Below are 26,000 nucleotides of genomic sequence, written 5' to 3'. Positions count from 1 at the left end.
CACGTCCTCCTGCATCGTCTACGTATCCGCACAAGTCTGGCAGGAACGAAGCGATGTCAGAACTGCCCGGTCGGTCCGGTCGACCGACGGCGTTCGAGCGCCCGGCCGATCCCGGTCACCACCAGGGCCGTCCCGACGACGGCCACGGCGGGCAGCACCACGAGCTGCGGCGCGTTGAACATGAACTGGCGCCCCTCGGCGAGCATCGCGCCCCACTCCGGTGTCGGGGGCTGCGGGCCGAGCCCGAGGAACGACAGTCCGGCCACCGTGAGCAGGACGTTCGCGAACCGCAGGCACAGGTGCGACAGCAGTGGCCTGCTCAGGTTCGGCAGTACGTGCCGGAACGCGATCCGGGCCGGGCCGGCCCCGATCGCGAGTGCACCCTCGACGTACTCACGGGACCGCTCCCGCACCACGAGCTGGTGGGTGAGCCGGGCGAACGGGGTCCAGCCCGTGACGACGATCGCCAGCAGCAGCGACCCGAGCCCCGGTGCGCCACCCGATGCGGCGACGACGATCAGGCCGATCAGGATCGCCGGGATCGCGACGAGGACGTCGATCACCCGCTGGAACAGCTGCCCGACCGCGCGCCCCACCCAGCCCGCCAGCACCCCGAGGAGCGTCCCGGTCACCGCGCAGACCGCCAGCGCGACCAGGGTGAACCCGACCGAGATCCGCGCCCCGGCCGCGAGCCGGGCGAGCAGGTCCCGGCCGAGCTGGTCGGTGCCGAGCGGGTGTTCGAGCGACGGTCCGGCGAAACGCTGGGACAGGTCGTTCGTGGTGGGGTCGAACGGTAGCAGCGCGAGGAGCACGAGCACGCCCAGCAGCGCGACCGCACCGATCTGCAACGGGCGCTGCATCCGCCGGGTCCACCCGCGGGCGGCGTACCCGTGCTCGGCGACCACCTCGGCGCTCATCGGACCGCACTCCGGGCGACCGGATCGAGCGCCAGCGCGACCAGCTCGGCGACGATGCCCGCCAGCGCGGCCAGCACGATGATCACGAGCAGCCCGGCCTGGATCACCGGCAGGTCCTGGCCGAGCACGGCGTCGTAGAGCAGGCGGCCGAGGCCGGGAACCGCGAAGAGCACCTCGACGACGACCGAGCCGCCCAGCAGCCCGCCCAGCAGCAGCCCGGACATCGACGTCACCGAGGTCAGCGCGAGCCGTCCGCCGTGCCGCCAGAGCACGACGCGGTCCGACAGCCCCTTCGACCGGGCGACGGTCACGTGCGCCCGCCCGAGGACGTCCATGGTCTCGGCCCGCACCAGCTGGGCGGCGAGAGCGGCCGGGAACGCGGCGAGAGTGAGGACCGGGAGCACCGCCTGCGCGGCCGTCCCCCAGCCGGTCGCAGGCAGCACCGGGATGGCCACCGCGAACGTCAGCACGAGCACCGTGCCGAGTACGAACTCGGGCACCGCGACCCCGAGCACCGACCCGGCGGTCAGCGTGCGGTCGAGTGGTCCGCCCGGCCGGCGGGCGGCGTGCACACCGGCCGGGATGCCGGCGAGCCCGGCGACGACGAGCGCGGCGACCGTCAGCGTCAACGAGACCCCCAGTGCCGGCCAGAGCAGATCGGCGACCGGGGTCCGGGCGGCGTAGGAGATCCCGAGGTCGCCGGTGAGCAGTGCGCCGCCCCAGGCGGTGAACTGGTCCCACCAGCTGCCGTCGAGACCGAACTGCTCGCGCAGCGCGGCGAGGACGGCCGGGTCCGGGTCGGCCTCGCCGGTACGGCTGCGCAGGATCGACAGCGCCGTGTCCTGACCGGAGACCCGGGGCAGCAGGAACACCAGCACGGCCGCGGCCACGACGACCAGCGGCAGGGCCAGCAGGCGCCGGAGCAGGAGCGCCGTCACCCCGTCTTCGCCAGCCCGGGTACGACGAGCGTCTTCGCCAGCGGGTCGACCGTGTAGCCGGTGACCTGGTCGCCCACCCCGTTCGCGCGGGTGTGCACCAGCGGAACACCGACGACGTCCGCGGTCAGCTTCGCGGCGGCCTGCCGGAAGACCTCCTGTCGGGCGGCCGGGTCGGTCCGGGTGGCGAGCGGTGCGAGCAGCGCGTCGAACTCGGGTGAGCAGTACCGGTTGATGTTGTACGAGCCGGCGCAGCTGTAGTCGCTCTGCAGCGTCGCGCCCGCGTCCGGCACGTCGAGCAGGTAGCTGCGGGAGGCGAGGTACATGTCGTAGTCGCCGGCCAGCAGCTCGGGCTCACGGGCGTCGTAGTCCCCGACCCGGATGGTCGCCTCGATCCCGGCGGCGCGCAGCATCTCCTGGATCGCGGTCGCCAGGGTCGGCAGCTCCGGCCGGTTGGGGTAGGTGCCGAGCTCCACCCGCAACGGGTTGCCCGGGCCGAAGCCCGCCTCCTCGAGCAGCTGGCGGGCGCGGGCCGGGTCGGCCGGCGGCGGGGCGTCCTGCGACCCCCAGGTCACCGCCGGGCCGAACAGCTCCGAGGCCGGGACCGCGGAACCGGCGAGCGCCTGTTCCCCGAGTGCCGTGCGGTCGATCGCGGCGGCGACGGCCCGGCGCACCCGGATGTCGGCGAACGGGGCGCGCGACTGGTTGAGCAGCAGTGACGCCGTCCGCGGCGCGGCGACGGTCTCGTTGACGTACTGGTCGCCGGTGAACTCCAGCGCGGCCGCCTCGGGGAGCTCCTGCGCGATGTCGGCGTCACCGGCACGCAGGGCCAGCGCACGGGCGGACGGGTCCGGAACGAAGTTCGCGGTCACCCCGGCGAGCAGCGGCCGCTCACCCCAGTAGGTGTCGTTACGCTGCAGCGTCGCCGACTGGGTGCCGTTCAGCTCGGTGATCGTCATGGGACCGGTGCCGGTGCCCTGCACCGCCGGCGGGGTGGACGCGTACGCCGAGGGGGCGAGGATCCCGGTGTTCGCGCCGCTCAGGCGCAGCGGCAGGATCGGGTCGGGCTCCGTGGTCGTGACGCGGACGGCGGCCGCGCCGTCGGCGGCGACGTTCAGCCCGATGCCCCTGATCGCGCGCGGCGGTGCCTCGGTACCGGCCAGCCGGTTCAGCGCCGTCGCGACGGCCTCGCCGGTGAGCGGCTCACCGTTCTGGAACCTCACGCCCGGCCGCAGCTCGAACCGCCAGACCCTCGGGTCGGCCTGTTGCTCCCAGGCCGTGGCCAGCGCGGGGCGTGCCTGGCCGTCCGGGCCGGACGCGACGAGCGACTCGGTCACCCCCAGCTGCGAGAGCACGAACGCGTCGTCGGTGTCGATCGCGTAGCCGGCGGCGGGCCCGAACGCCATGGCGAGGGTGATCTGCGCGTCCGGGACGACCTGGCCGGTCCCGGCGTCGGGCCCGCCGCAGGCGACGAGGACCGCCGCGCTCGCCGCGAGGGCGGCGGCGATGCGGAAGCGGGGACGACGGTGTCGAGCCACGGCAGCCGGTTCGGCGGGCATGGGGATTCCTCTCCGGCGCCTCGACGGGATGTCACCCGGCGCCCGGAAGATCCTCGGAAAGAGTGAGCAACTGGTCAAGCAAGTGCGTCAGTGCGCATATGTGCTTACTGCCATCGAGTCGCGGCTGCAACACATGAACTGGTAACACTTCCTGGTGCTCCGCAGCCTGCTCCGCCGACCGGCCGACCCCGAGTCGGATCCGCGTCCGCCCGCCGCGCCGCGCACGGGTCGCTGGGCCCGGTTCGGTGCCCTGCCCCCGGTCATGAAACTGCTGATCTCGACGCAGTTGGCCTTCAACGTGGGCTTCTACATGGTGCTCCCGTACCTGGCGACGCACCTCGCGGAGGATCTCGGGCTCGCCGCGGCGGCCGTCGGGCTGGTGCTGGGGCTGCGGACGTTCAGCCAGCAGGGCCTGTTCGTCGTCGGCGGCGCGCTGACCGATCGCTACGGAGCCAAGCCGGTCGTGCTGGTCGGCTGCGCCCTGCGAGTGATCGGGTTCATCCTGCTGGGCGCCGCCGGGACGCTGCCGGCCGTGATCGGCGGTGCACTGCTCACCGGGTTCGCCGCGGCGCTGTTCTCCCCGGCGGTGGAGTCCTCGCTCGCCCGCGAGGCCGGCGTGCGCGAGCGGGCGGGCGAGGGACCGGCCCGGACCGAGGTGTTCGCGATGTTCGCCGTCGCAGGCCAGGTCGGGACGGTCACCGGCCCACTGGTCGGGACGGCGCTGCTGCTCGTCGACTTCCGCAGCGCCTGCCTGGTGGCGGCGTTCGGATTCGTCCTGGTCGGGATCGCGCACTGGCGCTGGCTGCCGCTGCGGACGGCGGACCAGGCCGGGCACCCGATCCTGGCCGGCTGGGGCGATGTGCTCGGGAACCGTCGGTTCATGATCTTCGCGGCCGGCTACTCGGGATGGCTGCTCACCTACAACCAGCTCTACCTGGCGTTGCCCGCCGAGCTGGAGCGCATCGACCGGACGGCGGCGCTCGGCTTCCTCTTCATGATGATGTCCGTGCTGGTCATCACGCTGCAGCTGCGGGTGACGGGATGGTCCCGGCGGCTCGGCGTCGGACGCGCGGTGGTGCTCGGCTTCTGTCTGATGGCCGCGTCGTTCGTGGTGGTCGCGGTGGCCCGCCTGCTGCCGGACCTTCCGGGGTGGTGGGCGCTGGCCCCGGCGGTCACGATGGTGCTGCTGCTGACCTTCGGCGAGATGTTCGCGGTCCCGGTCGCGCAGGACCTGGTCCCGAGGCTGGCGGGAGAACGGCGGCTCGGCGCCCACTTCGGGGTGCTCGCCTCGTTCGGCGGGCTGATGGTGCTGATCGGATCGACGGGCGTCGGCGCGCTGCTCGACCCCGCGTTCCCACCTGCGGTGCCGTTCCTGGTGCTGGCGGCGGTACCGCTGGCCGGGGCCGTGGTGCTCGGGCTGCTGGCCCGGCGGGGCGGGCTGGTTCCGGCGCCCGCGACCGCCTGACCCGTCCCGCGCCCGCCGGCGTCGTCAGGCCCCGCCGGCCTCGGCACGACCCGCCGGCCTCGTCACGGCAGGACGGCGACGGCCTCCACCTCGACGAGGAGATCCGGCTCGCCCAGCGCGGCGACGCCGAGCAGCGTCACCGGTTTGATCAGGTCGAGGCCGAGCCGAGCCGTCGCCCGGCCGACACCCTCGCCGAGCGCCTCGAGTTTCGACGGGTCCAGGTCCACCAGGTAGATCGTCAGCTTGGCGACGTCGTCGAAGCTGCCACCGACTCCGGCCAGGGCTGTGCCGACGTTGACGTAGGCCTGCTCCACCTGTGCGGCGAGATCTCCGGGCCCGACCGGTGTTCCGTCCGCCGTGCGGGCGACCTGCCCGGCGACGTAGACCGTCCGGGATCCGGTCGCCACCGCGACCTGGCGGTAGTGGTCGGGCTGCGGGAGTCCGGGCGGGTTCGACAGTTCGATCGGCATGACGTCTCCTCGTTCCATGGCAGCGCTATGGAACATAGGTATAGCAGCGCTATGTATCCTGGGCAAGTGCCCCGTACCGCACCCGCCGCCGTCCGGACGATGCTCATCGAGCGCGCCGCCGCGATGCTGGGCAGGCGCGAGCCGGTCAGCCTGCGCAGCGTGGTCGCCGGCACCGGGGTGTCGACGATGGCGGTGTACACGCATTTCGACGGGATGCCCGGGTTGTGGCGCGCGGTCCGCCAGGAGGGGTTCGCGCGGTTGTCGTCCCGGATCGCGAGCGTGGAGATCACCGACGACCCGGTGCGCGATCTGTCGGCACTCGGCGTCGCCTACACCGAGAACGCGCTGGCGGATCCGGATCTGTACCGCGTCATGTTCGACGCCGCGGCCGACCTGGACGACCCCGCGGTCGCGGACGACGCGTTCGGCGCGCTGATCGGCGCCGCCCGCCGGGCACGGGAGGCCGGCCGGTTCCGCGCCGACGTCGATCCCGCCCGGGTGGCGTTGCGCTGGTGGGCGTCGGGGCACGGCCTGATGATGCTCGTGACCGGCGGCGTGATCCCCGCCGACGCGGCCCGCGCCGAGAGCGACGTGCTCGCGGTCGCGCTGTTCGTCGACGCCGGTGACGATCCCGAACGGTGCCGCCGCTCGGTGGCCGCCGGGCGGGCCGGCTGACCCGGTTACTCCGGCTGAGCTGGTGATTCCGGCTGGACCGGATACTCCGGCCGGGCCGGGCGTGCCCGGTGGTCCGTCGGCCGGCTACTCCGGCCGGGCCGGCCGCCACCGGACGACGGCCTGCCGCCGGTCCACCGGGACCAGGTCGCGCCGGTAGGAGCGGTGCACCGCGGCGGTGGCCTGGGCGGCGGCGGCCCGGACCGCGTCGAGTTCGGCTGTCGTCTCCGCCAGCCGGTCCTGCAGCTCGTCGACCAGCTGTTCCAGCTCGATGATCCGCTTCACCCCGGCGAGGCTGACCCCCTCCTCCTGGGAGAGCCGCTGAACCTCACGGAGCAACGCGATGTCACGTTGCGAGTAGCGGCGCCCACCGCCGGCCGCCCGGCCGGGGCTGACCAGGCCGAGCCGGTCATAGCTCCGCAGGGTCTGGGCGTGCAGGCCGGAGAGCTGCGCGGCCACCGAGATGACGAACACCGGGCTGTCGTGCCCGACGTCCATGTTCCCGGCGTCGATCGGCATCCGGTCGCGCCCCGTGCCGTCCGAAGGTCGTCCGGCCACCGCAATCACCTCCTGGCGTTGCCGAGCAGGTCGCCTCGCGGGTCGAACGACTTCGTCGCCTCGGTGTACGCCTGCAGCGCGTCGGTCGCTGCCTGGTCCAGCTTCTGCGGCACCGCCACCTCGACGGTGACCAGCAGGTTGCCCGTCTTGCCGTTCTTCCGTTCGACCCCGCGCCGGGCGACCCGGAAGGTCCGGCCGCTGGAGGTCCCTGCCGGGATCTTCAACGAGACGGTGCCGTCCAGCGTGGGCACCGTCAGGGTCGCACCCAGGGCGAGTTCGGGGAAGGTCACCGGAACGGTGATCGTCAGGTCGTCGGGGTTCTTCTTCGACCGGCCGAAGACCTTGTGCGGGGTGACGCTCACGGTGACGTACAGGTCACCGGCGGGCGCTCCGCCGCGACCGGGTTCGCCCTGGCCGGTGAGCCGGACCTTCTGCCCGCTGTCGACCCCGGCCGGTACCCGGACCGACAGCGACCGGGTCCGGGTGGACACCCCGTCGCCGCGGCACTCGGGGCAGGGGTCGTCGATGATCCGGCCGGTGCCACGGCAGTCGCGGCACGGCTCGGAGAACGAGAACGCACCCTGGCTGCGGCTCACCAGGCCCGCACCGTTGCAGGTGGAGCAGGTGCGCGGGGTGCTGCCGGGCCGGGAACCGGTTCCGCCGCAGCGTTCGCACCGGCCGGGCGAGGACAGGGTGACGGGGACGGTGGCACCCCGCACGGCGTCCTCGAAGGAGATGGTCAGACTGCTCTCGACGTCCTGACCGCGCCGCGCACCGGTGGGGCCGTAGCCACCGCCACCACCACTGTTGCGGGCCGCCCGGCCGAAGATGTCGCCGAGGATGTCGCTGAAGTCGCCGGAGCCACCGGACCGTCCGGCCTGTCCGAACAGGTCGTTGACGTCGAACCCACCGGAGCCGCCCGCGCCACCTGCGCCGCCCGGGAAACCGCCACCGCCGGGGAAGCCGCCGCCACCGGTCCCGAAGCCGCCGAAGCCACCGCCGCCACCCGCGAACATCGCGCGGGTCTCGTCGTACTCCTTGCGCTTGGCCTCGTCGCCGAGGACGCCGTAGGCCTCGGAGACCGCTTTGAACCGGGCCTCGGCCTTGTCGTCACCGGGGTTGGCGTCCGGGTGCAGCTCGCGGGCGAGCTTCCGGTAGGCCTTCTTGATCTCGTCCTGGGACGCCGTCGAGGAGACGCCCAGCTCGCGGTAGTAATCCTTCTCGATCCAGTCGCGCTGGGTCACTCCGCCTCCTTCCCGTCCATGCCGGCGGTGCGGCGGCTGCGCTCACGCAGTCCGCCGCACCGCACGGCTACGTCCCGTTCTCGGTCAGGCCGGGTCGGCGGGCCCGTTCTCGCCGGAGACGTTCTCGCCGGATCCCTCCGGCTCGTCCGCTGCCGGGCCCGGGGCCTCGTCCTCCGGCCGCTCCAGCACGGTCACCATCGCCGGCCGCAGGATCCGGTCGGAGATCCGGTACCCACGGCGCAGCACGGTGGCCAGCACGGTGACCGTCGGGCCGGAGCCCTCGGCCGGCTCGTGCTGCACCGCCTCGTGCAGCTGCGGGTCGAACGGCTCGCCCTCGGCCCCGAAGGCCTCCAGTCCGAGCCTGGTGACCACGCCGGTGACCTTGTCGGCCGCCGACTTGAACGGTCCCGTCAGGTCACCGTGCTGCTCCGCGCGCTCGAAGTCGTCGAGCACGGTGAGCAGGTCGGTGACGAACGAGACCTTTGCCGCGAGCTGCGTCTGCTCACGGTCCCGGTCCGCCCGGCGCCGGTAGTTCGCGTACTCGGCGGTGACCCGCTGCAGATCCGCGGTGCGCTCGGCGACCTCGGCGGTGAGCTTCTCGACCTCCGGGTCGACCCCGTCGGCCGGGCCGGCGACCGGGTCGGTGCCCGCCGGGGCCGGGGTCGCTTCCTCGGCGACCCCGGACCCGGTGGCGTCCCCGGGCGTGGTGGCGTCCACGCCCACCCGGGCCTCACCCGTCTCCGGGTCGACCTTGCGGCGGTCCCGGAAGGTCACGGGCTCGTCCTGCTGCTTCTCGTCTGCCATGTCGACCGTCCCGTCTCCTGGATGGCCGTCAGCCGTCACTTGTCGCCCTTGTCCTTGTCGTCGTCCACGATCTCGGCGTCGACCACGTCGTCCTGCTGCTCACCGGCGGCACCGGACGCATCGGACGCACCGGCAGCACCGGCCGCGCCCTCGGCCCCCTCGGCGCCGGGCTGCGCGTACAGGGCCGAGCCCATCTTCTGGGACTCGGTGGCCAGCTTCTCCATCGAGGTCTTGAGCGCCTCGTGGTCGGTGCCCTTGAGCGCCTCCTGGGTCTCGCCCAGTGCGGCGTTCACCGAGTCCTTGACGTCGGCCGGGAGCTTTTCGTCGTTCTCCTTGACGAACTTCTCCGTCTGGTAGACGAGCGTCTCCGCCTGGTTGCGGGTCTCGGCCTCCTCGCGGCGCTTCGCGTCCTCGTCCGCGTGCGCCTCGGCCTCCTTGACCATGCGGTCGATGTCGTCCTTCGACAGCGCCGACCCGCCGGTGATCGTCATCTCCTGGCTCTTTCCGGTGCCCATGTCCTTGGCGGACACGTTGACGATGCCGTTGGCGTCGATGTCGAACGAGACCTCGATCTGCGGGACGCCGCGCGGCGCCGGCGCGATGCCGGTCAGCTCGAACATGCCGAGCTTCTTGTTGTACGCGGCGATCTCGCGCTCACCCTGGAAGACCTGGATCTGCACCGACGGCTGGTTGTCGTCCGCGGTGGAGAAGATCTCCGAGCGCTTGGTCGGGATCGTGGTGTTCTTCTCGATCAGCTTGGTCATGACGCCGCCCTTGGTCTCGATGCCGAGGGACAGCGGGGTGACGTCCAGCAGCAGGACGTCCTTGACCTCACCGCGCAGCACACCGGCCTGCAGGGCGGCACCGGCGGCGACGACCTCGTCCGGGTTGACGCCCTTGTTGGGCTCCTTGCCGCCGGTCAGCTCCTTGACGAGCTCGGTGACCGCGGGCATCCGGGTGGAGCCACCCACGAGCACGACGTGGTCGATCTGGTTCAGCGCGATCCCGGCGTCCTTGACGACCTGGTTGAACGGCTGGCGGGTCCGGTCCAGGAGGTCCTGGGTGATCCGCTGGAACTCCGCGCGGGACAGCGTCTCGTCGAGGAACAGCGGGTTCTTGTCGGAGTCGACCGTGATGTACGGCAGGTTGATGCTGGTCGAGGTCGAGCTGGACAGCTCGATCTTCGCCTTCTCGGCGGCCTCGCGGAGCCGCTGCATCGCCATCTTGTCCTTGGTCAGGTCGATGCCCTGCCCGGACTTGAACTTGTCGACGAGCCAGGTGACGATCCGCTCGTCCCAGTCGTCGCCACCGAGGTGGTTGTCACCGTTGGTCGCCTTGACCTCGACGACACCCTCGGCGATCTCCAGCAACGACACGTCGAACGTGCCACCACCCAGGTCGAAGACCAGGATGGTCTGCTCCTTCTCGCCCTTGTCCAGGCCGTAGGCCAGTGCGGCCGCGGTGGGCTCGTTGACGATCCGGAGCACGTTCAGACCGGCGATCTGGCCGGCCTCCTTGGTGGACTGCCGCTGCGCGTCCTCGAAGTACGCCGGGACGGTGATGACGGCGTCGGTGACCTCGTCGCCCAGGTAGGCCTCGGCATCGCGCTTGAGCTTCTGCAGCACACGCGCGCTGATCTCCTGCGCGTGGTAGGTCTTGCCGTCGATGTCCGACGTCGTCCAGTCCGTGCCGATGTGGCGCTTGACCGAACGGAACGTGCGGTCGGAGTTCGTGACGGCCTGGTTCTTGGCCGACTGTCCGGTCAAGACCTCGCCGTTGCGGGCGAACGCGACGACCGACGGAGTGGTGCGGGCACCCTCCGAGTTCGCGATCACCGTCGGCTCGCCACCCTCGAGGACGGCGACGACGGAGTTGGTGGTCCCGAGGTCGATACCGACCGTACGAGCCATGGTGACTGCCTCCGTTGAGCGTTGACTATGTGTATGAGTGTGTCCGGCTCAAGTTGTACCAGGCCGGCGAGCGCCGTGTGCACCGCCCTTGAGCGGGCCCTGCTCAACTAGCTCTCACCCGGTCCAACGGACACTCCACCAGAGTTGTTCCCACCGGACTCAACTTCCCGGCCCATCCGACGGCGGCCGCCGCGCGCCCCGTCGGACTGCCACCTCGGACACGACGTCGGACAGGTCTCGCGCACCTCGCAACAGCAGCAACTCGTGCGAGGTCACGGCTTCGTCTGCGAGGTCGGTAAGGATCTGCCGAACGCGACCGGACGGGGGCAGTGGCGGGTTAGCGTGGGGTTCGTTCGCCGGCATGCGGAGGATCACGTGGCACGACCGGTCAGGCGTCGCACACCCGTCCTGCTCGCATCGGCCGTCGGCGTGGTCGTGCTCGCGGGGTGCGGGGGCGGTGGCGCGGACCAGGCGAGTCCGTTCCCCGAACGGCCTGTCTCGATCAACGTGGATCTCATCGACCCGTGCAGCACTCTCAGCGATGAGCAACGCCGCACTCTCGGCCTGTCCCAGGGACAGTCACCTGAATACACCCTCACTCCGGCACCCTCTCGCGGATGCGCATGGAGTGACTTCACCACCGGCTACAACTTCACCGTTCAGACGCTGCCACTGAGCGCCGAAGAGTCCGTGGGGGCAGAGGGCACCCGCCTCACCGAGGTCTCCGGCTTCGGCGCCGTCGAAGCGACGAGCCTCCACGACACAACGCCCATCTGCCAGCTGGTCATTGACGCCGACGAGGCTCGCTCCATCAGGGTTCAGGCCCAGTCCGTGCTGTACGGCGACGACGGACGGCCGCGTGACTCCGACCTCATCTGTCCGCGCGCTGCAGAAGTCGCCAGGGCAGTCCTGCATTCGGTCACCGCGCAGGCCTGACCGATTCGCGATTGCGAACGTGTCCACCCAATTGGACAAGTGGAGGCGACCCTCGGCCTAGCTTCGCTTCCATGACCATCGACGCATCCCTACCCCGAGGATCGGCATCGGACAGTCTCATGACCCAGGTGAATGCCGGTAACGTGCTCGCCGTACACAGAGTGCTCCAGGAGCAATCCGAGACCATGCTGACCGCTCTCGGGCACGCAGCCTGGATGAACGACATCCCGAGATGTGCGGACGATCCTGTGTCCGAGGACGCGAAACGCCTGTTCCAGCCCAAGGTGATGGCCATCATCGCCACACATACCGCACATTGCAACGAGATCCGTGAAGCTGCCACTCGCCTTCACGAAGCGGCTCGACAGTACGGCTTCACGGAAGATCAGATCGAAACGTCGCTCCGCTCATCTCCGACACCAGAAGCCAGCAGGCCAATGCCCGAAGGATGGCAGGGCTGACGTGATCATCCCGCGTTGTCACGCATTCGAAAACTACGACATGGCCACGAAGTTCGGCTGGGTGAACGGCCAGCCCGGAATGAGTGCCGCCGAGCAGGTCTCGGAGGGCCTGGCGAATCTCAGCAGGTCCCTGCACGACACCCGGGGCGTCACCGATCACGGCACCGCGGAGCTGGGCATCTCCTGGCAGGGCCCGGCCGCCGACGCGGCGCAGAAGTCCCTGACGACGACCGCGGAAGGCGTCGCCGACTCCGGGACGATCGCGCAGAACGGCGCCGACCGCATGCTCGACCACGGCCGTTCGTTCGAGGCGATGCGCAGGCAGATCGTCTACGTGAATCCCGATGACTTCAGCTGGATCCAACGGTTCGGTGACCACGCCGGCGAGGTGTGGCACACGGCGTGGGGCAACGGGACCGACCACGTCACGATCGCCGAGCACAACCAGGCCAACGACGAGGTCGCCAACCGCGCACTGCAGCAGTACGCCACCGAGACCGCCGCGACCGACGACCGGTTCACGACCGGCACCGCGCCCCCGCCGGGCCCGTCCGCCGGCGGGCCCGCCGGGCCGCAGCCGGGCACACCCGGTCAGGTCCCGGACACCGCCGGCCACCGGATGGGCGGCCCGGGCGACCCGGTTCCGGGTGGCTCCGGACCGGGCAGCTCGGGGCCGGGTGGTGGTTCAGGGCCGGGTGGCCCTGGATCCGGTGGCTCCGGAGCGGGGGCCACGGCGCCGGTGACACCCGGTGGACCGGGCACTCCGCCCCAGAACGACCGAGCCGGCGATCGACTCGGGCCGCAGCCCGGCATATCCCCTGGTGACGAGCGGGGCGCGGGGTCGTCGGCCGGTCCGGGCGGCGGGTCGAACTGGGACCGTGACCGCCCGGCGGACCACGGCGCGCCCCGGCCACTGGCCACCGCGCCGCAGGAGTCGGGGCCCACCGGCATGGGTCCGGATCGCACGTCCGGCCCGGTCATACCTGCTCCCGATCGGCCTGCGTATCCGGAACGCCCCGGCCACCCGGCGGTGCCGTTCGGGCCCGTGCCCGGCCCGGGCGCCCTCCGGGCCCGCGACGAGCTCGCCCGCACGTTCGCCGACCAGGCACGGCAGCAGCAGATGCTGCGCCCGCCGGCCTCGTTCCCCGGCGGCCGCGGCGGTCCGGGCGACGCGGACGGTCCACGTAGTCCGGGGGGTCCGGGCAGTCCGGGCGGATGGGGCGGTCGCGGCACCGGGGCGGGCGCAGGAGCAGGGGCGGGGACGGGTGCCTGGAGCACCGAGCCCCGCGTTCCCGGCTCACGCGGCGGACCTGCCGACCCGGTCCATGCCGGGCGTCCTCCGGACGCCGCCCGCGGCTCCGGGGTTCCCGGCGGCTACGGCCCGATGATGGGCGGTGGCGCCCCGGGCGAGACCCAGGAACACCGCAACCGTTACGTCGTCCCCAGCGCCGAGGTGTTCGCCATCGAGATCACCGCGACCGACGCCGTCCTGGGACCCGAACAGGACCACCGATGATCGACTGGAGCCGGGCCACCGTCCTCACCGCCGCCGAGTTCGACGTCGCCCGCGACCTGCTCGACCTCGGCCGGAACCCGGCCGTGCTGGAGCTGCTCAGCCCGGGGGCGACCGACGTCGAACGAGCCCGGGTCGTGCGAGGCGCGACGGCGTCGACGGCGTCGCGCGGCCTGTTCGCCGACGGTGGCTTCCTCCCCTCCCTCGTCGACGACCTGCGGACCGTCGTCGCCCCGGAGTTCCAGTTCGACCTGGTCGTCGCCCCGCCGTACCGGCAGCGCGCGCTGGTCGGGCACCGAGCCGGACGGGCGGTGCTCGCCACCCGGATCGACGACGCGATCGCGCTGGTGCGGCTCCGCCCCGAGCATGCGGCAGCCACCCTGGTGGAGCTGCTCGGCGACGTCGTCCCCGGCCCGGGGCCGGTGGTGCGGCTCCCGGTGGAGGCACCTGCCGACGCGGCGCGGGTAGCCGGTGGCGACGCCGACCGGTTCGTCATCGAGCTGCTGCGTCGTGGCTGCACCGAGGCCGAGGCGGACCTGGTCCGGCGGATGAGCCGGGTCGACGGGATCGCCCAGCTCGGGGCCTGCCGCCGGGGCACCGACCCGTGCCGGGCACCGGCCGTCCTGCTCGTCCACGCGACGGCGGACGGCTGCTACTACCAGCGGCGTCCCACTCCGGATCTCGTCGGCGGGCCGCTCCCCGACGGTGCGACCGTCCACGCGGGACCGGCCGACGCCGGCGTCCTGACCGTCGAGCTGGAGCGCCTCGCCGACGCCGCACGGCGCCGCCGCGTGCCGGTCGGGTCCCGGCGGACCTGGTGAGCGCTGCTCCGCCGACGCTGTCAGGCGGGATCCGGCGTCAGGCGGGATTCGGCGTCGTCCCCGGCCGGGTGGCCAGCGGCACGAGGTCCTCGAAGTCCCACGGCACCGGCTGCACGCGCACCGGGTGGTTCTTGTTCGGGGCCTCCACCATCTTGTCGTCGCCGATGTACATCGTGACGTGGTAGATCGTGGTCGGGTCCGAAGGATCGTGGGCGTAGAACAGGAAGTCGCCGGGCTGCATCTCACGTACCGGCAGGTGACCGCCGGAGTTGTACTGGTCTCGTGACACCCGCGGGATCGTCATCCCGGCGGCCTCGTAGGCACGCATCAGCAGGCCGGAGCAGTCGTAGGCGTTCGGACCGGTCGCGCCCCACACGTACGGTTTGCCCAGCTCACCCAGTGCGAACCCGATCGCGGCGCCCGCGGCGCCAGGCGGCAGGGCACCGGTGGTTCCGGGCTCGCACCCGGTCGGGTTCGCGACGTCGCCGACCTGCTCGACGATCGAGGTCGCCAGGGGCGTCCACTTGGCGTAGGCGTCGGGGAACGCGGAACGCTGCACGGTCTGCGCGGCGACGGTGACGGGCATGCTGTCCCAGCCCGGCACCTCCAGCAGGCGCTCGTAGAAGATCCGGCTGCTGTACGCCGGGTCGGTCACCTGGGCCGGCGACCCCCAGCCCTGGGACGGCCGTTGCTGGAACAGGCCCAGCGAGTCCCGGTCGCCGTAGTCGATGTTGCGCAGGGTGGATTCCTGCATCGCGGTGGCCAGCGCGACCAGCCACGCCCGCGGCGGCAGCTCCATGTCCTTGGCCACCGAGATGATCGCGGCCGCGTTCTGCTTCTGCTCGTCGGTGAGCGTCTCGATGGTGGCCCCGCCACCCTCGCCGCGGCCGACGGTCGCCGTGGAGATGCCGGTGTCACACCACTCGGCACCGGACTGGCGCCCACCGATGTTCGGGCTGAACGCCAGGAACCCGACGGTCAGGAACACCACCAGCGCCAACCCGATGGCCACGAACGGCAGCAGCAGCCGCAGCGGCCGGAACGCCCGGGTGAAGGGCGTGCTCATGCCCGGTCGTAGCGGGACACCTTCCACCCCGCATCGGTGTCCACGACCAGGATCGTCAGCCGGAGCGTGTCGGTCGGCACCGCGACCTCGACGCTCTTCGGGGCGACCCGGGTCGGGGTCGCCGGCCCGGTCACCCGCGACGCCGGGATGTTGACCGGGTCGACGTTGGCGAGCACACCGAGGAACTCGTCGGTCGTGTACGGCCGCAACCCGGCGAGCCACTGCTGCGAGGTGATCCCGTCGGGGTGGTTGACCCACGCCGACGCCCACACCCGCGCGACCTCGAGCGCCGGCGCCGGTGCCTGGTCCAGCGGCAGCGCCTCGGGGGTCAGCCCGGCGACCGGCGGGAGCATCGTCGGTGTCGGCGTGGCGGAGACCCCCGAGCCCCCGGCGTCCCAGCGTTCACCCTGTTGCCCGTCCGCCGGGCCACCGCCGGACGCACCGCCCCCGACCTGGCCACCGAGGTGGACCAGCCCGAACACGAGGGTCCCGAGCACCAGGACCGAGACGGCCAGCCGGGCGGGGGAGCGCAGCGGCCACTGCCAGACCGCACGGTAGGCGGCCGCCCGGCCGCGCGGGGACCTAATCGGCACGGCCACCCCAGCGGTCGTCGGTCCGCGCGGCCCGCGGTCGGTAGATCTTGTAGACGGGGACGCCGTCGACCAGCTCGGGTGTCACCGGCGCCGGGTCCCCGGGGCGGCGCGGGCCCGCGTCGTCGCGCCGGTAGATCGACCGGTCGTCGACCTCCCCGGGGTCGGTGCGGCCCGGGAAGCCGGCGTCCGGACGGCCGGACGTTCCGACCGGTAGCTGCCCGCGCCGCGCCTCGGCGATCCGGGCGTCGCGCCCCGACTCCGGCAGCTCGGCCTGCGGTCGGCGCCGCCACGGCCGGGCACCGGGGCCTGCGGCCGTCTCCGCCTCCGGACGGACGGCATCGAAGTCACCCGACCCGGTTCCGGTGCCGCGCTCGGACCACCAGCGCGTCTGGCGCTCATCACCCGGGAGCGGGCCGCGCATCCGGTTCCACACCTTGGACATCGGCCCGTCGCCGGCACCCGGGACGATCCCGCCGAACTGCTCACGGGTCAGCGACACCATGGACACCAGTCGTCGGAACGGGCGCGCAATCGCCCACATGACCAGCGTGACGACCCCGGTGACCAGCAGGGCGAGCCACAGATCGATGCCGGAGCCGGGCGCGAACAGCGACACCACCAGCAACGCGTGCAACCCGGCCAGCGCACCCACGACCAGGGTGTTCACCACGGCGGCACCACCGATGCGCAGGACCGCCGGGATGATGTCCGGTTTCAGCAGCGCGACGACGGCGACGGCGGGCGCGCACACCACGAGCAACCGGATGATCAGCAGCGCGACCAGTACCAGCACCTTCGCCAGTAGCTGGAACAGCGCGATGCAGGCGGCCTGGATCAGTGCCAGGGTCCCGGCCCCGATCCGGCTGCCCGACGCCCCGGTGAAGTAGGTGTAGCGGTCGCCCATCCGGTCGGCGATCGCCGCGTAGTCGGCCTTCTTCCGCTCGGTCGTCTCGGCGGTGTCCTGTCCCTGGTCGACCTCGTCGATCGTGAACGCCTGCGCCCGCAGCAGGTCGCGGCCCAGGTCCTGGGCCTGCGGGACGTCCGGTGCGCCGAAGGTGCCCCGCAGCCAGTTCTGGTAGACGACCTGGTCGACCAGCACGGTCGGCAGGGTGTCCCGGGTACCGAGCCCGACCTGGCCGAGGAAGCCCTCCTGCATCTGCGTGACGCCGTCGAGCAGCAGGTCGTCGGCGGCTCGCGACCAGTCCACCGGGGCGAGGTAGGCGGCGGAACCGATCATCAGGGCGAGGACCGCGATCCCGGTGCGCTGGGCCTGGCGGGCCAGCTCTCCGCGCATCGCCAGGAGCAGGATGATGATGGCGAAGCCGAGCAGGGCGAGCCCGACCCAGGTGGTGAACACCGTCTCGTACATCGCCCGCGTCGCGGTGGTGATGACCGTGTCGAGCGGCTCGAAGAGCGCGCCGCCGTCGGCGATCAGGTAGTGCGCCCAGTTGACGCCGCCGACGGTGAGCTTGGCCAGGTTGAAGACCTGGTTGCCGAGCCAGGTGTCGGTCGTGACCGACGGGTTCAGCACCCCGGACGCCGCGCAGCCGAGGTCGTAGTTGTGCCAGACCAGGCCGGCGTAGCCGACCTCCTCGTAGACGCTGCCGATCTCACCGTGCAACGCCGACGGCCGGTCCAGCGACCCGACGAGCCCGGTACCGGGGCGGTCCGGTTCCGGCGGGGTCTTGCAGTCCAGTGCCTGGGCCATCGCCGGCGAACCGATCAGGAGCGTGCCCCCGACCAGCGCCGCGACGACGAGCAGCGCCCGGCGGCGGTGTCGCGGGCGGGCGGGCGCGCCGCGGCGGCGACCGCGGTGGACGGCGGCCAGCACCGCGGCGACCAGCACCCCCAGCACGACCCAGAGACCGGCTCCTCCGGACGGGTCAAGCCCGTCCGTCACCGCCCGTTCCCGCCGGGATCGTCCGGCCGGTGCCCGGCACCGTTGCGCGCGGCGGCGGACGGCTCGTCCACCACCCAGTCCTCGTCGAACTCGTCGAGCAGATCGATCTGCTCGTCGTCGTAGAGCTCGGCGCCGGAGAGATCCGCCCTGTCCGCCGAGACGACCTGCACCCCGGCTGCCCGCACGCCACTGACCAGCATCGGATCGGCATCGCCGGGCCCGATCCGGGTGTCGACATCATCGAGGTCGTCCCCGTCCAGGTCGGGCAGCGCGGGCGGCAGCGCCTGGCGCGGCGCGGCCGGCAGCGGCTCCGGTTCGTCCGGCGCGTTCATCTCCGGCCCGGACGCCCGGGGCGCGGCCACGCGGGCGGCGTCCGGGTTGGTGTCCAGCGCCTCCCGCACGTGTTCCAGATGGGGCGCCTCCAGGTCGATCCGGATCTTCTCGACGCCGCCGTGGCCGTCGGCGAAGACGAACTGGCGCGGGGTGTCGTCCGGGCGGTCGTCGTGCCGGGGGCGTGGGGACAGCGTCCCGAGCATCTCCTCGTAGCCGACCCCGGTGGGCACCCGCAGCAGCCGCAGCGCCTCGGCCTGGGCCTCCTCGTCGTCGGTCCGGCCGACGAACACCGCGTTGACCAGCGATGCGAACCCGGACACCCGCAGCAGGTCGCCCGCCAGCTGCGACGCGAACAGCGCCCGGACGTTGAACTTGCGGGAGTCCCGGGCGAGCCGGTCGATCAGCACCTTGCCGGTGGGCACCTGCGACAGGAAGTGCGTCTCGTCGAGCGCGACGCCCTTGCGCAGGTTGCGGTCGGCGTCGTAAATCGTGCGCTGGGTCAGCCAGGACGCCAGGTTCAGCAGCTCGACGCCGAGCGACTCGTTGTCCGTCCACTCCTCGCGCGGGCTGCCGGGCCGGGGCAGCGACAGCCCCTGCATGGTCAGCACCGTCAGCCGGTAGTCACGGTCGGCGTGCCAGGGGTCGTCGCGGGTCTCGTCCGGGAACAGCAGCGCGGCCTGGGGGAGCTCGCGGCGCTCGTCGAGGAAGTCGGCGACGACGCCGGCGTGCTCCTCACCGTCGGCAGCGTGCCGGCGCAGCGTGTCGATCACCATGCCGGGGTGCCGGTCGGGCGAACCGCCGACCTCGCGGACCGCCCGCAGCAGCACGATCCGGGTGTGCGGCTGCCGGGAGACCTCGTAGGGCAGCAGGCCGGACAGCACGTCGAGGACCAGCCGTCGGCGCGTGGCGGCGGCCAGCGAGCGTTCCCGCTTCCAGGCCTGCTCGGGGTCCTCGTCGTCGGCGAAGTGGTCCCGGCGTGGCTCAGCGACCACCCGGTACGGGTTGAGGATGCCCGGGTCGGCCCGCAGCAGGTTGATGTGCCGGGAGAACGGTGCCAGCTCCGGCAGCCGGGCCAGCTCGGCCAGCGGCCCGGACGGGTCGAGGACCGTCCAGCGCGCCCCGCCGCGCAGCGACTTGTACACGACCAGCCCGGTCAGGAACGACTTCCCGGACCCCAGGCCACCGACGACCGCGGTCAGGCCGGACGCCCGTCGCACCTCCTGGGCCAGCCACGGGTCCCACGCGACCGGACGACGGGTCGCGGTGCAGGTCTCGCCGAGCATGATCCCGCGCCGGTCCCCGACGCTCGCGGTGGCGGCGGGCACCCCGGCCGCGGCCCAGGTGACCGACCCACGGCGCCGGTACGCCGTCGATGCGAGGGGTTCGCCGGGGATGAACTCGCGGGCGTAGCGGTACTGGGCCTCGGGGTGCTCGATCTGGACCTTCGGCCGGTACAGGTCGACGACCTGCTGGGCGCGGGTGGTGGCCTCGGCCTCGTCGCGGCCGGAGACGGCGATCCGCCACCAGCCGGAGATCCGGGTGTTGAGCTGGGTGAGCCCGGTGGTGAGCTCGTCCTCGACCTCGAGGACACGGTCGGCCTGGCGGGCCAGCGACATCGGCGGATCGAGGTCGTGGTCGTGCGTGTAGTGCCGGATCTGGCTGCGCACCTTGCCCATCTGGCGCTGCAGCTCGCCCGTGACGTCCTCCGGCCGGCGCACGTAGATCCGCGCGGACCACTCGACGGGGAAGGGCAACCGGTCCGAGTGCTGCATCCACGGGTCGTCGACCTCGGGGATGCGCAGGCCCTCCATCAGGCCCACCGACAGCACGGCGACGTTGCGCGACACGGCCTGCGACCGCATCCGCCCGACGACCTGCACGGTCGGCGCGTAGGGCTCCTGGTGCAGGTCGACGCCCTCGGTGAAGGCGGCGAGATCCTCGGCCTCCCAGGTGCTCACCCCGCGCGGCACCGACGACAGCCCGCGCGGCGCGGGCAGGCCGAGCGCGACCGAGCGGTGCATCAGCCAGGCCATGTCCTCGGCACTGGCGGGGACGGCGTCGAGCCCGGAACCGGCGACGAGGACGTCGAGATGGCTGACCTCGGACTCCAGGGCGGCGAGCTCGGCCCGCACCGCGGACGGCGCGATCCTGTCGAGGATCGGGGCCGCACGCTCCACCCAGCGGTCGAGCAGGCCGCGACCGGAGACCTCGATGCCGAGGAAGACCTCCTTGTCGGCCATCGACAGACCCATGAGGTGCCGCTGCTCGCCCTCCAGGAACCCGTCCCAGCCGAGCGCCCCGGGGACGTCGGGCAACCGGCCGATGGCGTTCTGGTCGAACGACTCCGCCCACATGTGCACCGGGTACGGCCGGGTCGTGACGCGCAGGTGCAGCCAGCGGCCCTGCAGCTCGCCGAGCTGCGCGGCGATCTGGCGGATCAGCACCTCGCGCTGGTTGTCGCTGCGGAAGCTCCAGGCCTGCGCCGCGAGCCGGTACCAGGCCATGACCTGGGTCCCGGTGCGCGTCAGGTGGCCGTCGATGGAGCGCAGCGCGATGGTCGGCGTGTAGTCCGATCCGCTCTCGCCCGCCCGGGCGCGACCCCGCCTGCGCGCCCGGCGCGAGGTCTTCTCAGGAGCGGCCACGGTGGCCACCCCTGGTCCACGGTTCCGGACGGCTGGTGCGCGCCGGGGCGGTCGTGCCCCGGCCGCGGATCCGGCCACGGGCCTTGCGGAAGCGGCCCGGCTTCGGCGCGCTGCCCGGCTCGGGCAGCGGGGGGACGACGCGTTCCGGCACCGCGGGAGAGGCGTCGTCCACCGTAGGAGAGGCGTCCACCGCGGGAGAGGCGTCGTCGTCCCCGGGCCACGCGGGCCGGGGCTCCACCGCGCCGGGCACCTCGACGACCACCGGCTCGGCCGCACGGGGTGTCCGGGACGCCGGGGACCCCGCGCGGAGCGGGCCCTTCGTCGCGACGGGCCTGCCGAGCGACCCGTCCGTGGCGCGCGAGACCTCCGGTGTGCCGGCGCGGCCGGACACCCGCCAGGGGCGCGGTTGCGCGCCGCGGGCCGGTGCCCCGGGGTGCGCCCGGGACGTGTGCACCCGGACGTGACCGGCCCGCACCGAACCGCGGGCCGGCTTCCGGCCGGCGCGCGGCCCCGTCACCTCGGCCCAGAACTGGCCGAGGACCTGGCCCAGCGGGCGCTCGTAGTTGATCTTCTGTCCGAGGAACCGGGTGACCGCGACCGTCCCCACCAGGGCCCAGGCGACCGAGAAGAAGTCCAGGCCGATGCCCAGCTGCCGCTGGATCATCATGATCACCATGATGACGAGGAGCCCGACGCCGTAGCTCACATACCGGGCCCGCCAGGGAAACGTGGCCCGTGGCGGGCCGAGCCAGACCGCGTCGACGCGGTAGACCTCGTCGTCCGTGCGTACCAGCACGGATCAGCCCGTGGACACGAGCAGATTGGCCAGCGCCTGACCGACGGCCGGACCGTTGCCGGTCACGGCGATACCCAGGGCGATCAGGCCCACCAGCAGTCCGACGCTGCGCCGGGCGACGCCGGCGTTGTCACCCCGGCCGCCGATCCAGAGCAGGATCACAGCGATCGCGAGCAGGATCAGCGGCACGATGTTGTTCGTGATCCAGTCGCGGAGATTGACCGTCGTCAGCTCGCCTTGCGCGAGCACCAGCTGGATCGCCTCGAACGAGGTCTTCACAGCTCCTCCTTGCGGATCCGCTTTGTCCCGGTCACTCCCGCAGGCGAGTAGACCACGAGACTCGACGGTGATAGTAGAGGAGTGGTCCGTACGCCCGGCGTGAACGCCACGCAGCGCGTTCGGTTGGACACGGTCGGCCGAACAGAGCACTGTCGCCGGCGAGCGTGACTCCTACCTCACCTCCGGGCCCGCCCTAGGGCTCTCCCGGCCGGAAATGTCATGGTCAACGATGGCTACTGTTCGGTAACAAGGCGTCACCCGTCATCCGAGGGGGCAGCGCACGCGGCGTCCGGGCGCACTACCCTTCGCCCGACCGCCGTCGCGTCCCACCACATCAACGCGATGGCGATGTTCGAGGAGGAGCTGCAATGGAGAGGCCCGCCCGGTCCCGGCGGCACGGTCCGCCGTGCGCACGACCGCGCGTCCTCCGCCGGCCGGCCCTCCATCACCGGTTCACGATTCCCGTCCCGTTCCGCCGCGACGACAGCGCCCAGGACGGCGCCCGTCCCCGGCCGGCACGACCCCGTACAGCTGTCGGGCCGGGTGCTCTCAAGGGAGGTTCCACCACATGACCTGGGTGCAGTACGTGTTCGGCACCGTCACGGTGGTGTCGGCGATCGTCGCGGTCGTGCTGGTCGCACGGACCGTCGCGAAGATGGTGTCGATCATCCGGCTCGGTGAGCCGGACCCGACCCGCACCGGCCCGTTCTGGCCACGGTTCGCCACGATGCTCAAGGAGACCCTGGGCCACACCAGGATGCTCAAGTGGAGCCACATCGGTGTCTTCCACTGGCTGGTGATGGTCGGCTTCGGCGGGCTGTTCCTGGCCCTGATCGAGGCGTTCGTCGAGGTCTGGAACCCGACCTGGCACCTGCCGCTGATCGGCGAGTGGGCGGTCTACAGCCTGTTCGTGGAGATCCTCGGTGTCGGCACCGTGGTCGGCATCGCGGTGCTGATCGTGATCCGGCAGCTCAACCACCCGCGCAGCCAGGGCCGGATGTCGCGTTTCTACGGCTCCTACCAGGGCCGCGCGTACTTCGTCGAGGCGATCGTGTTCCTCGAGGGTCTGGGCATCCTCGTGGTGCGCGGCGCCAAGTCCGCGCTCGGTGCGTTCGACGTACCGGCGTGGTCGGCACCGGTGTCCAAGGCGCTCGGCACGGTCCTGCCCGCGTCGCCGACGCTGGTCACGGTGTTCGCGACGGTGAAGGTGCTCTCGGCGACGATCTGGCTGATCGTGATCGCCGCGAAGCCCACGATGGGTGTGGCCTGGCACCGGTTCACCGCGTTCCCCAACATCTACTTCAAGCGCAACGACGACGGCTACAAGGCCCTCGGCGCGGTCAAGCCGATGATGTCGGGCGGCAAGCCGCTCGACTTCGAGGAGGCCGACCCCGACGAGGACGTCTTCGGGGCGGGCAAGGTCGAGGACTTCACCTGGAAGGGCCTGCTCGACTTCACCACCTGCACCGAGTGCGGCCGCTGCCAGTCCCAGTGCCCGGCCTGGAACACCGAGAAGCCGCTCTCGCCGAAGCTGCTGGTCAACGCGCTGCGTGACCACGCCTACGAGAAGGCCCCGTACCTGCTCGCCGGCGGCTCGAAGGACATGGCCGGTGACGAGGTCGGAATCACCGGCGACGACGCCGAGGCCCGCCTGGCCGCGATCCCCGAGTCGGCCCGCAACGCCGCCGAGCGCCCGCTGATCGGCGGCGAGGACGTCCTCGGTGTGATCGACCCGGACATCCTGTGGTCCTGCACGATGTGCGGTGCGTGCGTCGAGCAGTGCCCGGTCGACATCGAGCACGTCGACCACATCGTCGACATGCGCCGCTACCAGGTCATGATCGAGTCCGAGTTCCCGACCGAGCTCAACAGCCTGTTCAAGAACCTGGAGAACAAGGGCAACCCCTGGGGCCAGAACGCGAAGGACCGCCTGGAGTGGACCAAGGGTCTCGACTTCGAGGTCCCGGTCGTCGAGAGCGAGCTGCCGGCCGAGACCGAGTACCTGTTCTGGGTGGGCTGCGCCGGCGCGTTCGACGACGGCCAGAAGAAGACCGTGCAGGCCACCGCGGAGCTGCTGCACCGCGCCGGGGTCGACTTCGCGGTGCTCGGCTCGGGCGAGACCTGCACCGGTGACCCGGCTCGGCGCTCGGGCAACGAGTTCGTGTTCCAGATGCTCGCGCAGCAGAACGTCGAGGTCCTCAACGGTGTCTTCGAGGGGCGCGAGCCAGGTACCCGCAAGATCGTCACGACCTGCCCGCACTGCCTCAACACCCTGGGCCGGGAGTACCCGCAGCTCGACGGGCACTACGAGGTCGTGCACCACACCCAGCTGCTGAACAAGCTGGTGCGGGAGAAGAAGCTGGTGCCGGTCTCCGCCCCTGCGGGTGAGGAGTCGGGCCCGGTCACCTACCACGACCCCTGCTACCTGGGCCGGCACAACGAGGTCTACGAGGACCCCCGTGACCTGGTCGGGGCCGCAGGCGCGACCCTGTCGGAGATGCCCCGCCACGCCGAACGGTCGATGTGCTGCGGTGCCGGTGGCGCCCGGATGTGGATGGAGGAGCGCATCGGGCAGCGGATCAACTTCACCCGCGCCGAGGAGGCCGCCGACACCCTCACCAAGGCCGGCGGCGGCAGCGAGCCCTCCGGCACCCTGGCTGTGGGCTGCCCGTTCTGCCGCACGATGATGACCGACGGCGTCAACCAGACCGTCGGCGAGTCCGTGCAGGTCAAGGACGTGTCGCAGATGCTGCTGACCTCCGTCCGCCGCGGCGACCCGGCACCGGAGCCCGAGCCGGCCGCCGACGCCACCGCCGAGGACGCGCCGACGACCGAGACCCCGGCCGTCGCGACCCCGGACGCAGAGGTCGCCGAGGAGTCGGCGGCCCAGAACCCGGCCCCGGCCGGCTCGGACGGGGCGGCCAGCACCGGGACGGCGCAGTCGTCGGGTGACGGCTCGCCGAACGGGTCCACCCCGGAGCAGGCGAAGCAGGAGCGCTCGAACGAGAACTGAGCCGCACGACGACCGGACGGCCGGGCACCCGCACGGGCGCCCGGCCGTCCGGCGTTGCGCGGTCAGCAGGGTTCGAACGAACTGACCTGGAAGGTCGGCTTCGCGGCGTCGGTGCGGGTGAGCAGCACCCGGCCCAGCTGCGGGCCGGCGGCCGCCCCCCAGGCGGAGTCACAGCCGTCGACGGTCGTCGTCCCGCCGGGCGGGACGTCCGGTTCGGACTCCCGGTCCGGCCGCGTGATCTCCGCGCCGGCCGGGACCCGGCCGTGCAGGACGGCGACGGCGTCCTCACAGGTCGCGGCCCCGGTGGCGGCCCGCAGCTGCTCGATCGCCGGGTCCTGGGCGACCCGGCAGACCCGGGACGCGTTGCCGGCGGCGACGCCGGTGTCGAGCGCGACCAGGGCGAGCTGCGGACGGTCGACGCCGAGCGCGGTCCGCATCTGCGCGCCGGCCTGGGCATCGATCCGCGCCTGGTCCTCGCGGATCTCCATCGACCGGAACGTGTACCCGATGCCGGACAGCACGAGCAGCACCGCGCCGGCCGCCAGGAGCCGCCGGCGCGGCAGCCGGAGCAGCCCGGCCACGATCACGCCCGCGCTCAGCGCGAAACCCCACGCCCACGGGTTCTGCGCCGTCCCGTACACGAGGGCCCCCACCAGCACGGCGCCCGCCACGTGCGGGGCCCAGCCGTTCAGCAGCCGGTCGAGCCGCAGCAGGGCGAGCAGGACCAGCGTGCCGAAACCGAGCCCCACCGGGATCCACCAGCGGTCCGGTTCGTCGAGGAACGGGAGGAGGACGACGGCGGTGCCGACGATCCCGAGCGCGCTCGCGCCGCGGAGGGTGCGGGGCCGGAGCCTGCGCCAGTGCCGCCACGGGTCCTCCGACGGCCCCGCCCCGGGTGCGCCGGGTACCGGCTCGGAGACCGAACCCTCGACGACCGGGGGACCCGGATCGTCCGCGCGCGGGGCGTCGGTGGCACGCCGCTCGAGCGCCTGCCCGGCAGGGGCCGACGTCGGCCGGCGGCCGCGGTCGGGGCGCCCGGAGCGGCGCCGCCCGGTCGCCCAGGGGTCACGGTCGTCCGGCGGCGAACTGCGGTCGGCGTCCATCACCGGCCAG

22 protein-coding genes are annotated in these 26,000 nt (G+C 72.5%); 7 read left to right on the top strand and 15 right to left on the bottom strand.

Annotated features, from left to right (window positions below; genetic code table 11):
- Nucleotides 1-56: 56 nt before the first annotated feature.
- Genes JOF36_RS03410 through JOF36_RS03400 form a run of 3 tightly spaced genes read right to left on the bottom strand, consistent with a single transcriptional unit; the run spans nucleotide 57 to nucleotide 3,411 of the window.
- A complete protein-coding gene (locus JOF36_RS03410) occupies nucleotides 57-917 on the bottom strand; it encodes an ABC transporter permease (protein ID WP_210024970.1) in 861 nt (286 codons plus the stop codon).
- A complete protein-coding gene (locus tag JOF36_RS03405) occupies nucleotides 914-1,855 on the bottom strand; it encodes an ABC transporter permease (protein ID WP_210024969.1) in 942 nt (313 codons plus the stop codon). Before JOF36_RS03405 ends, JOF36_RS03410 begins: the two co-directional genes overlap by 4 nt.
- Nucleotides 1,852-3,411, bottom strand: coding sequence for an ABC transporter substrate-binding protein (locus JOF36_RS03400; RefSeq protein WP_210024968.1), 1,560 nt, complete (start codon nucleotides 3,409-3,411; stop codon nucleotides 1,852-1,854). The genes JOF36_RS03405 and JOF36_RS03400 overlap by 4 nt, the downstream gene beginning before the upstream one ends.
- Before the next feature lie 154 nt (nucleotides 3,412-3,565).
- Here JOF36_RS03400 and JOF36_RS03395 point away from each other — a divergent pair, with 154 nt between their 5' ends.
- Nucleotides 3,566-4,876: an MDR family MFS transporter gene (locus JOF36_RS03395; protein ID WP_307862193.1), complete on the top strand. Its 1,311-nt coding sequence runs from the start codon at nucleotides 3,566-3,568 to the stop codon at nucleotides 4,874-4,876.
- Nucleotides 4,877-4,938: 62 nt separating this feature from the next.
- Here the strand turns inward: JOF36_RS03395 and JOF36_RS03390 are convergent, their stop codons facing one another.
- Nucleotides 4,939-5,346, bottom strand: a complete 408-nt coding sequence (locus JOF36_RS03390) for a RidA family protein (RefSeq protein ID WP_210024967.1) — start codon at nucleotides 5,344-5,346, stop codon at nucleotides 4,939-4,941.
- A 66-nt stretch (nucleotides 5,347-5,412) separates the two neighbouring features.
- Here JOF36_RS03390 and JOF36_RS03385 point away from each other — a divergent pair, with 66 nt between their 5' ends.
- A complete protein-coding gene (locus tag JOF36_RS03385) occupies nucleotides 5,413-6,021 on the top strand; it encodes a TetR/AcrR family transcriptional regulator (protein ID WP_307862192.1) in 609 nt (202 codons plus the stop codon).
- Between the two features lie 84 nt (nucleotides 6,022-6,105).
- Here JOF36_RS03385 and JOF36_RS03380 read toward each other — a convergent pair whose 3' ends face one another.
- The 4 genes from JOF36_RS03380 to dnaK all read right to left on the bottom strand — a co-directional run bounded on the left by JOF36_RS03380 (nucleotide 6,106) and on the right by dnaK (nucleotide 10,534).
- On the bottom strand, nucleotides 6,106-6,537 hold the full coding sequence (locus JOF36_RS03380; protein ID WP_281072106.1) for a heat shock protein transcriptional repressor HspR: 432 nt from the start codon (nucleotides 6,535-6,537) through the stop codon (nucleotides 6,106-6,108).
- A 44-nt stretch (nucleotides 6,538-6,581) separates the two neighbouring features.
- The gene (gene dnaJ, locus JOF36_RS03375) at nucleotides 6,582-7,820 is read right to left on the bottom strand and encodes a molecular chaperone DnaJ (RefSeq protein ID WP_210024965.1); all 1,239 of its coding nucleotides are present in this window, start codon (nucleotides 7,818-7,820) and stop codon (nucleotides 6,582-6,584) included.
- Nucleotides 7,821-7,904: 84 nt separating this feature from the next.
- Complete coding sequence (gene grpE / locus JOF36_RS03370; RefSeq protein ID WP_210024964.1) at nucleotides 7,905-8,624, bottom strand: nucleotide exchange factor GrpE; 720 nt, start codon at nucleotides 8,622-8,624, stop codon at nucleotides 7,905-7,907.
- 35 nt (nucleotides 8,625-8,659) lie between these two features.
- Nucleotides 8,660-10,534: a molecular chaperone DnaK gene (dnaK, locus tag JOF36_RS03365; RefSeq protein ID WP_210024963.1), complete on the bottom strand. Its 1,875-nt coding sequence runs from the start codon at nucleotides 10,532-10,534 to the stop codon at nucleotides 8,660-8,662.
- A gap of 375 nt (nucleotides 10,535-10,909) precedes the next feature.
- Here dnaK and JOF36_RS03360 point away from each other — a divergent pair, with 375 nt between their 5' ends.
- From JOF36_RS03360 to JOF36_RS03345, 4 genes are all read left to right on the top strand, one after another.
- Entirely contained in the window at nucleotides 10,910-11,470 is a 561-nt protein-coding gene (locus tag JOF36_RS03360; RefSeq protein ID WP_210024962.1) for a DUF3558 family protein, read from the top strand.
- Between the two features lie 71 nt (nucleotides 11,471-11,541).
- Nucleotides 11,542-11,931: a hypothetical protein gene (locus JOF36_RS03355; protein WP_245350657.1), complete on the top strand. Its 390-nt coding sequence runs from the start codon at nucleotides 11,542-11,544 to the stop codon at nucleotides 11,929-11,931.
- A gap of 40 nt (nucleotides 11,932-11,971) precedes the next feature.
- Nucleotides 11,972-13,447, top strand: a complete 1,476-nt coding sequence (locus JOF36_RS03350; RefSeq protein WP_210024961.1) for a hypothetical protein — start codon at nucleotides 11,972-11,974, stop codon at nucleotides 13,445-13,447.
- On the top strand, nucleotides 13,444-14,265 hold the full coding sequence (locus JOF36_RS03345; RefSeq protein ID WP_210024960.1) for an ESX secretion-associated protein EspG: 822 nt from the start codon (nucleotides 13,444-13,446) through the stop codon (nucleotides 14,263-14,265). Before JOF36_RS03350 ends, JOF36_RS03345 begins: the two co-directional genes overlap by 4 nt.
- Nucleotides 14,266-14,302: 37 nt before the next feature.
- On the opposite strand, the gene JOF36_RS03340 is transcribed toward JOF36_RS03345, so the two are convergent.
- Genes JOF36_RS03340 through JOF36_RS03315 form a run of 6 tightly spaced genes read right to left on the bottom strand, consistent with a single transcriptional unit; the run spans nucleotide 14,303 to nucleotide 21,874 of the window.
- The gene (locus tag JOF36_RS03340) at nucleotides 14,303-15,331 is read right to left on the bottom strand and encodes a C40 family peptidase (protein ID WP_210024959.1); all 1,029 of its coding nucleotides are present in this window, start codon (nucleotides 15,329-15,331) and stop codon (nucleotides 14,303-14,305) included.
- Nucleotides 15,328-15,924 (bottom strand): hypothetical protein, encoded by a 597-nt coding sequence (locus JOF36_RS03335; protein WP_307862191.1) that lies wholly within the window; start codon nucleotides 15,922-15,924, stop codon nucleotides 15,328-15,330. The genes JOF36_RS03340 and JOF36_RS03335 overlap by 4 nt, the downstream gene beginning before the upstream one ends.
- Nucleotides 15,914-17,824 carry a hypothetical protein gene (locus JOF36_RS03330; RefSeq protein WP_210024957.1) on the bottom strand — a complete coding sequence of 637 codons (1,911 nt, stop codon included), beginning with the start codon at nucleotides 17,822-17,824 and terminating at the stop codon, nucleotides 15,914-15,916. Before JOF36_RS03330 ends, JOF36_RS03335 begins: the two co-directional genes overlap by 11 nt.
- Nucleotides 17,821-20,799, bottom strand: coding sequence for an ATP-binding protein (locus JOF36_RS03325; protein WP_307862190.1), 2,979 nt, complete (start codon nucleotides 20,797-20,799; stop codon nucleotides 17,821-17,823). The genes JOF36_RS03330 and JOF36_RS03325 overlap by 4 nt, the downstream gene beginning before the upstream one ends.
- Nucleotides 20,786-21,595, bottom strand: a complete 810-nt coding sequence (locus tag JOF36_RS03320) for a hypothetical protein (RefSeq protein WP_210024955.1) — start codon at nucleotides 21,593-21,595, stop codon at nucleotides 20,786-20,788. The genes JOF36_RS03325 and JOF36_RS03320 overlap by 14 nt, the downstream gene beginning before the upstream one ends.
- Before the next feature lie 3 nt (nucleotides 21,596-21,598).
- Nucleotides 21,599-21,874, bottom strand: coding sequence for a hypothetical protein (locus tag JOF36_RS03315; RefSeq protein WP_210024954.1), 276 nt, complete (start codon nucleotides 21,872-21,874; stop codon nucleotides 21,599-21,601).
- Between the two features lie 568 nt (nucleotides 21,875-22,442).
- Between JOF36_RS03315 and JOF36_RS03310 the strand changes: the two genes are divergently transcribed.
- Entirely contained in the window at nucleotides 22,443-24,887 is a 2,445-nt protein-coding gene (locus tag JOF36_RS03310) for a heterodisulfide reductase-related iron-sulfur binding cluster (protein WP_210024953.1), read from the top strand.
- 62 nt (nucleotides 24,888-24,949) lie between these two features.
- Here JOF36_RS03310 and JOF36_RS03305 read toward each other — a convergent pair whose 3' ends face one another.
- Complete coding sequence (locus tag JOF36_RS03305) at nucleotides 24,950-25,990, bottom strand: hypothetical protein (RefSeq protein WP_210024952.1); 1,041 nt, start codon at nucleotides 25,988-25,990, stop codon at nucleotides 24,950-24,952.
- Between the last annotated feature and the right edge of the window lie 10 nt (nucleotides 25,991-26,000).

The sequence above is a fragment of the Pseudonocardia parietis genome, from assembly GCF_017876315.1.
Lineage (GTDB): Bacteria > Actinomycetota > Actinomycetes > Mycobacteriales > Pseudonocardiaceae > Pseudonocardia > Pseudonocardia parietis.
Note: the sequence above shows the minus strand (reverse complement) of the source record. Positions and strands in the feature narration are given on the sequence as shown.

What these genes read in the sequence shown, in the direction of transcription:
- JOF36_RS03350 (WP_210024961.1), top strand. Translation starts at nt 11,972, where the DNA reads ATGGCCACGAAGTTCGGCTGGGTGAACGGCCAGCCCGGAATGAGTGCC.
- JOF36_RS03355 (WP_245350657.1), top strand. Translation starts at nt 11,542, where the DNA reads ATGACCATCGACGCATCCCTACCCCGAGGATCGGCATCGGACAGTCTC.
- JOF36_RS03340 (WP_210024959.1), bottom strand. Translation starts at nt 15,331, where the DNA reads ATGAGCACGCCCTTCACCCGGGCGTTCCGGCCGCTGCGGCTGCTGCTG.
- JOF36_RS03390 (WP_210024967.1), bottom strand. Translation starts at nt 5,346, where the DNA reads ATGCCGATCGAACTGTCGAACCCGCCCGGACTCCCGCAGCCCGACCAC.
- grpE (WP_210024964.1), bottom strand. Translation starts at nt 8,624, where the DNA reads ATGGCAGACGAGAAGCAGCAGGACGAGCCCGTGACCTTCCGGGACCGC.
- JOF36_RS03400 (WP_210024968.1), bottom strand. Translation starts at nt 3,411, where the DNA reads ATGCCCGCCGAACCGGCTGCCGTGGCTCGACACCGTCGTCCCCGCTTC.
- JOF36_RS03305 (WP_210024952.1), bottom strand. Translation starts at nt 25,990, where the DNA reads ATGGACGCCGACCGCAGTTCGCCGCCGGACGACCGTGACCCCTGGGCG.
- JOF36_RS03310 (WP_210024953.1), top strand. Translation starts at nt 22,443, where the DNA reads ATGACCTGGGTGCAGTACGTGTTCGGCACCGTCACGGTGGTGTCGGCG.
- JOF36_RS03380 (WP_281072106.1), bottom strand. Translation starts at nt 6,537, where the DNA reads ATGCCGATCGACGCCGGGAACATGGACGTCGGGCACGACAGCCCGGTG.
- JOF36_RS03410 (WP_210024970.1), bottom strand. Translation starts at nt 917, where the DNA reads ATGAGCGCCGAGGTGGTCGCCGAGCACGGGTACGCCGCCCGCGGGTGG.
- dnaK (WP_210024963.1), bottom strand. Translation starts at nt 10,534, where the DNA reads ATGGCTCGTACGGTCGGTATCGACCTCGGGACCACCAACTCCGTCGTC.
- JOF36_RS03345 (WP_210024960.1), top strand. Translation starts at nt 13,444, where the DNA reads ATGATCGACTGGAGCCGGGCCACCGTCCTCACCGCCGCCGAGTTCGAC.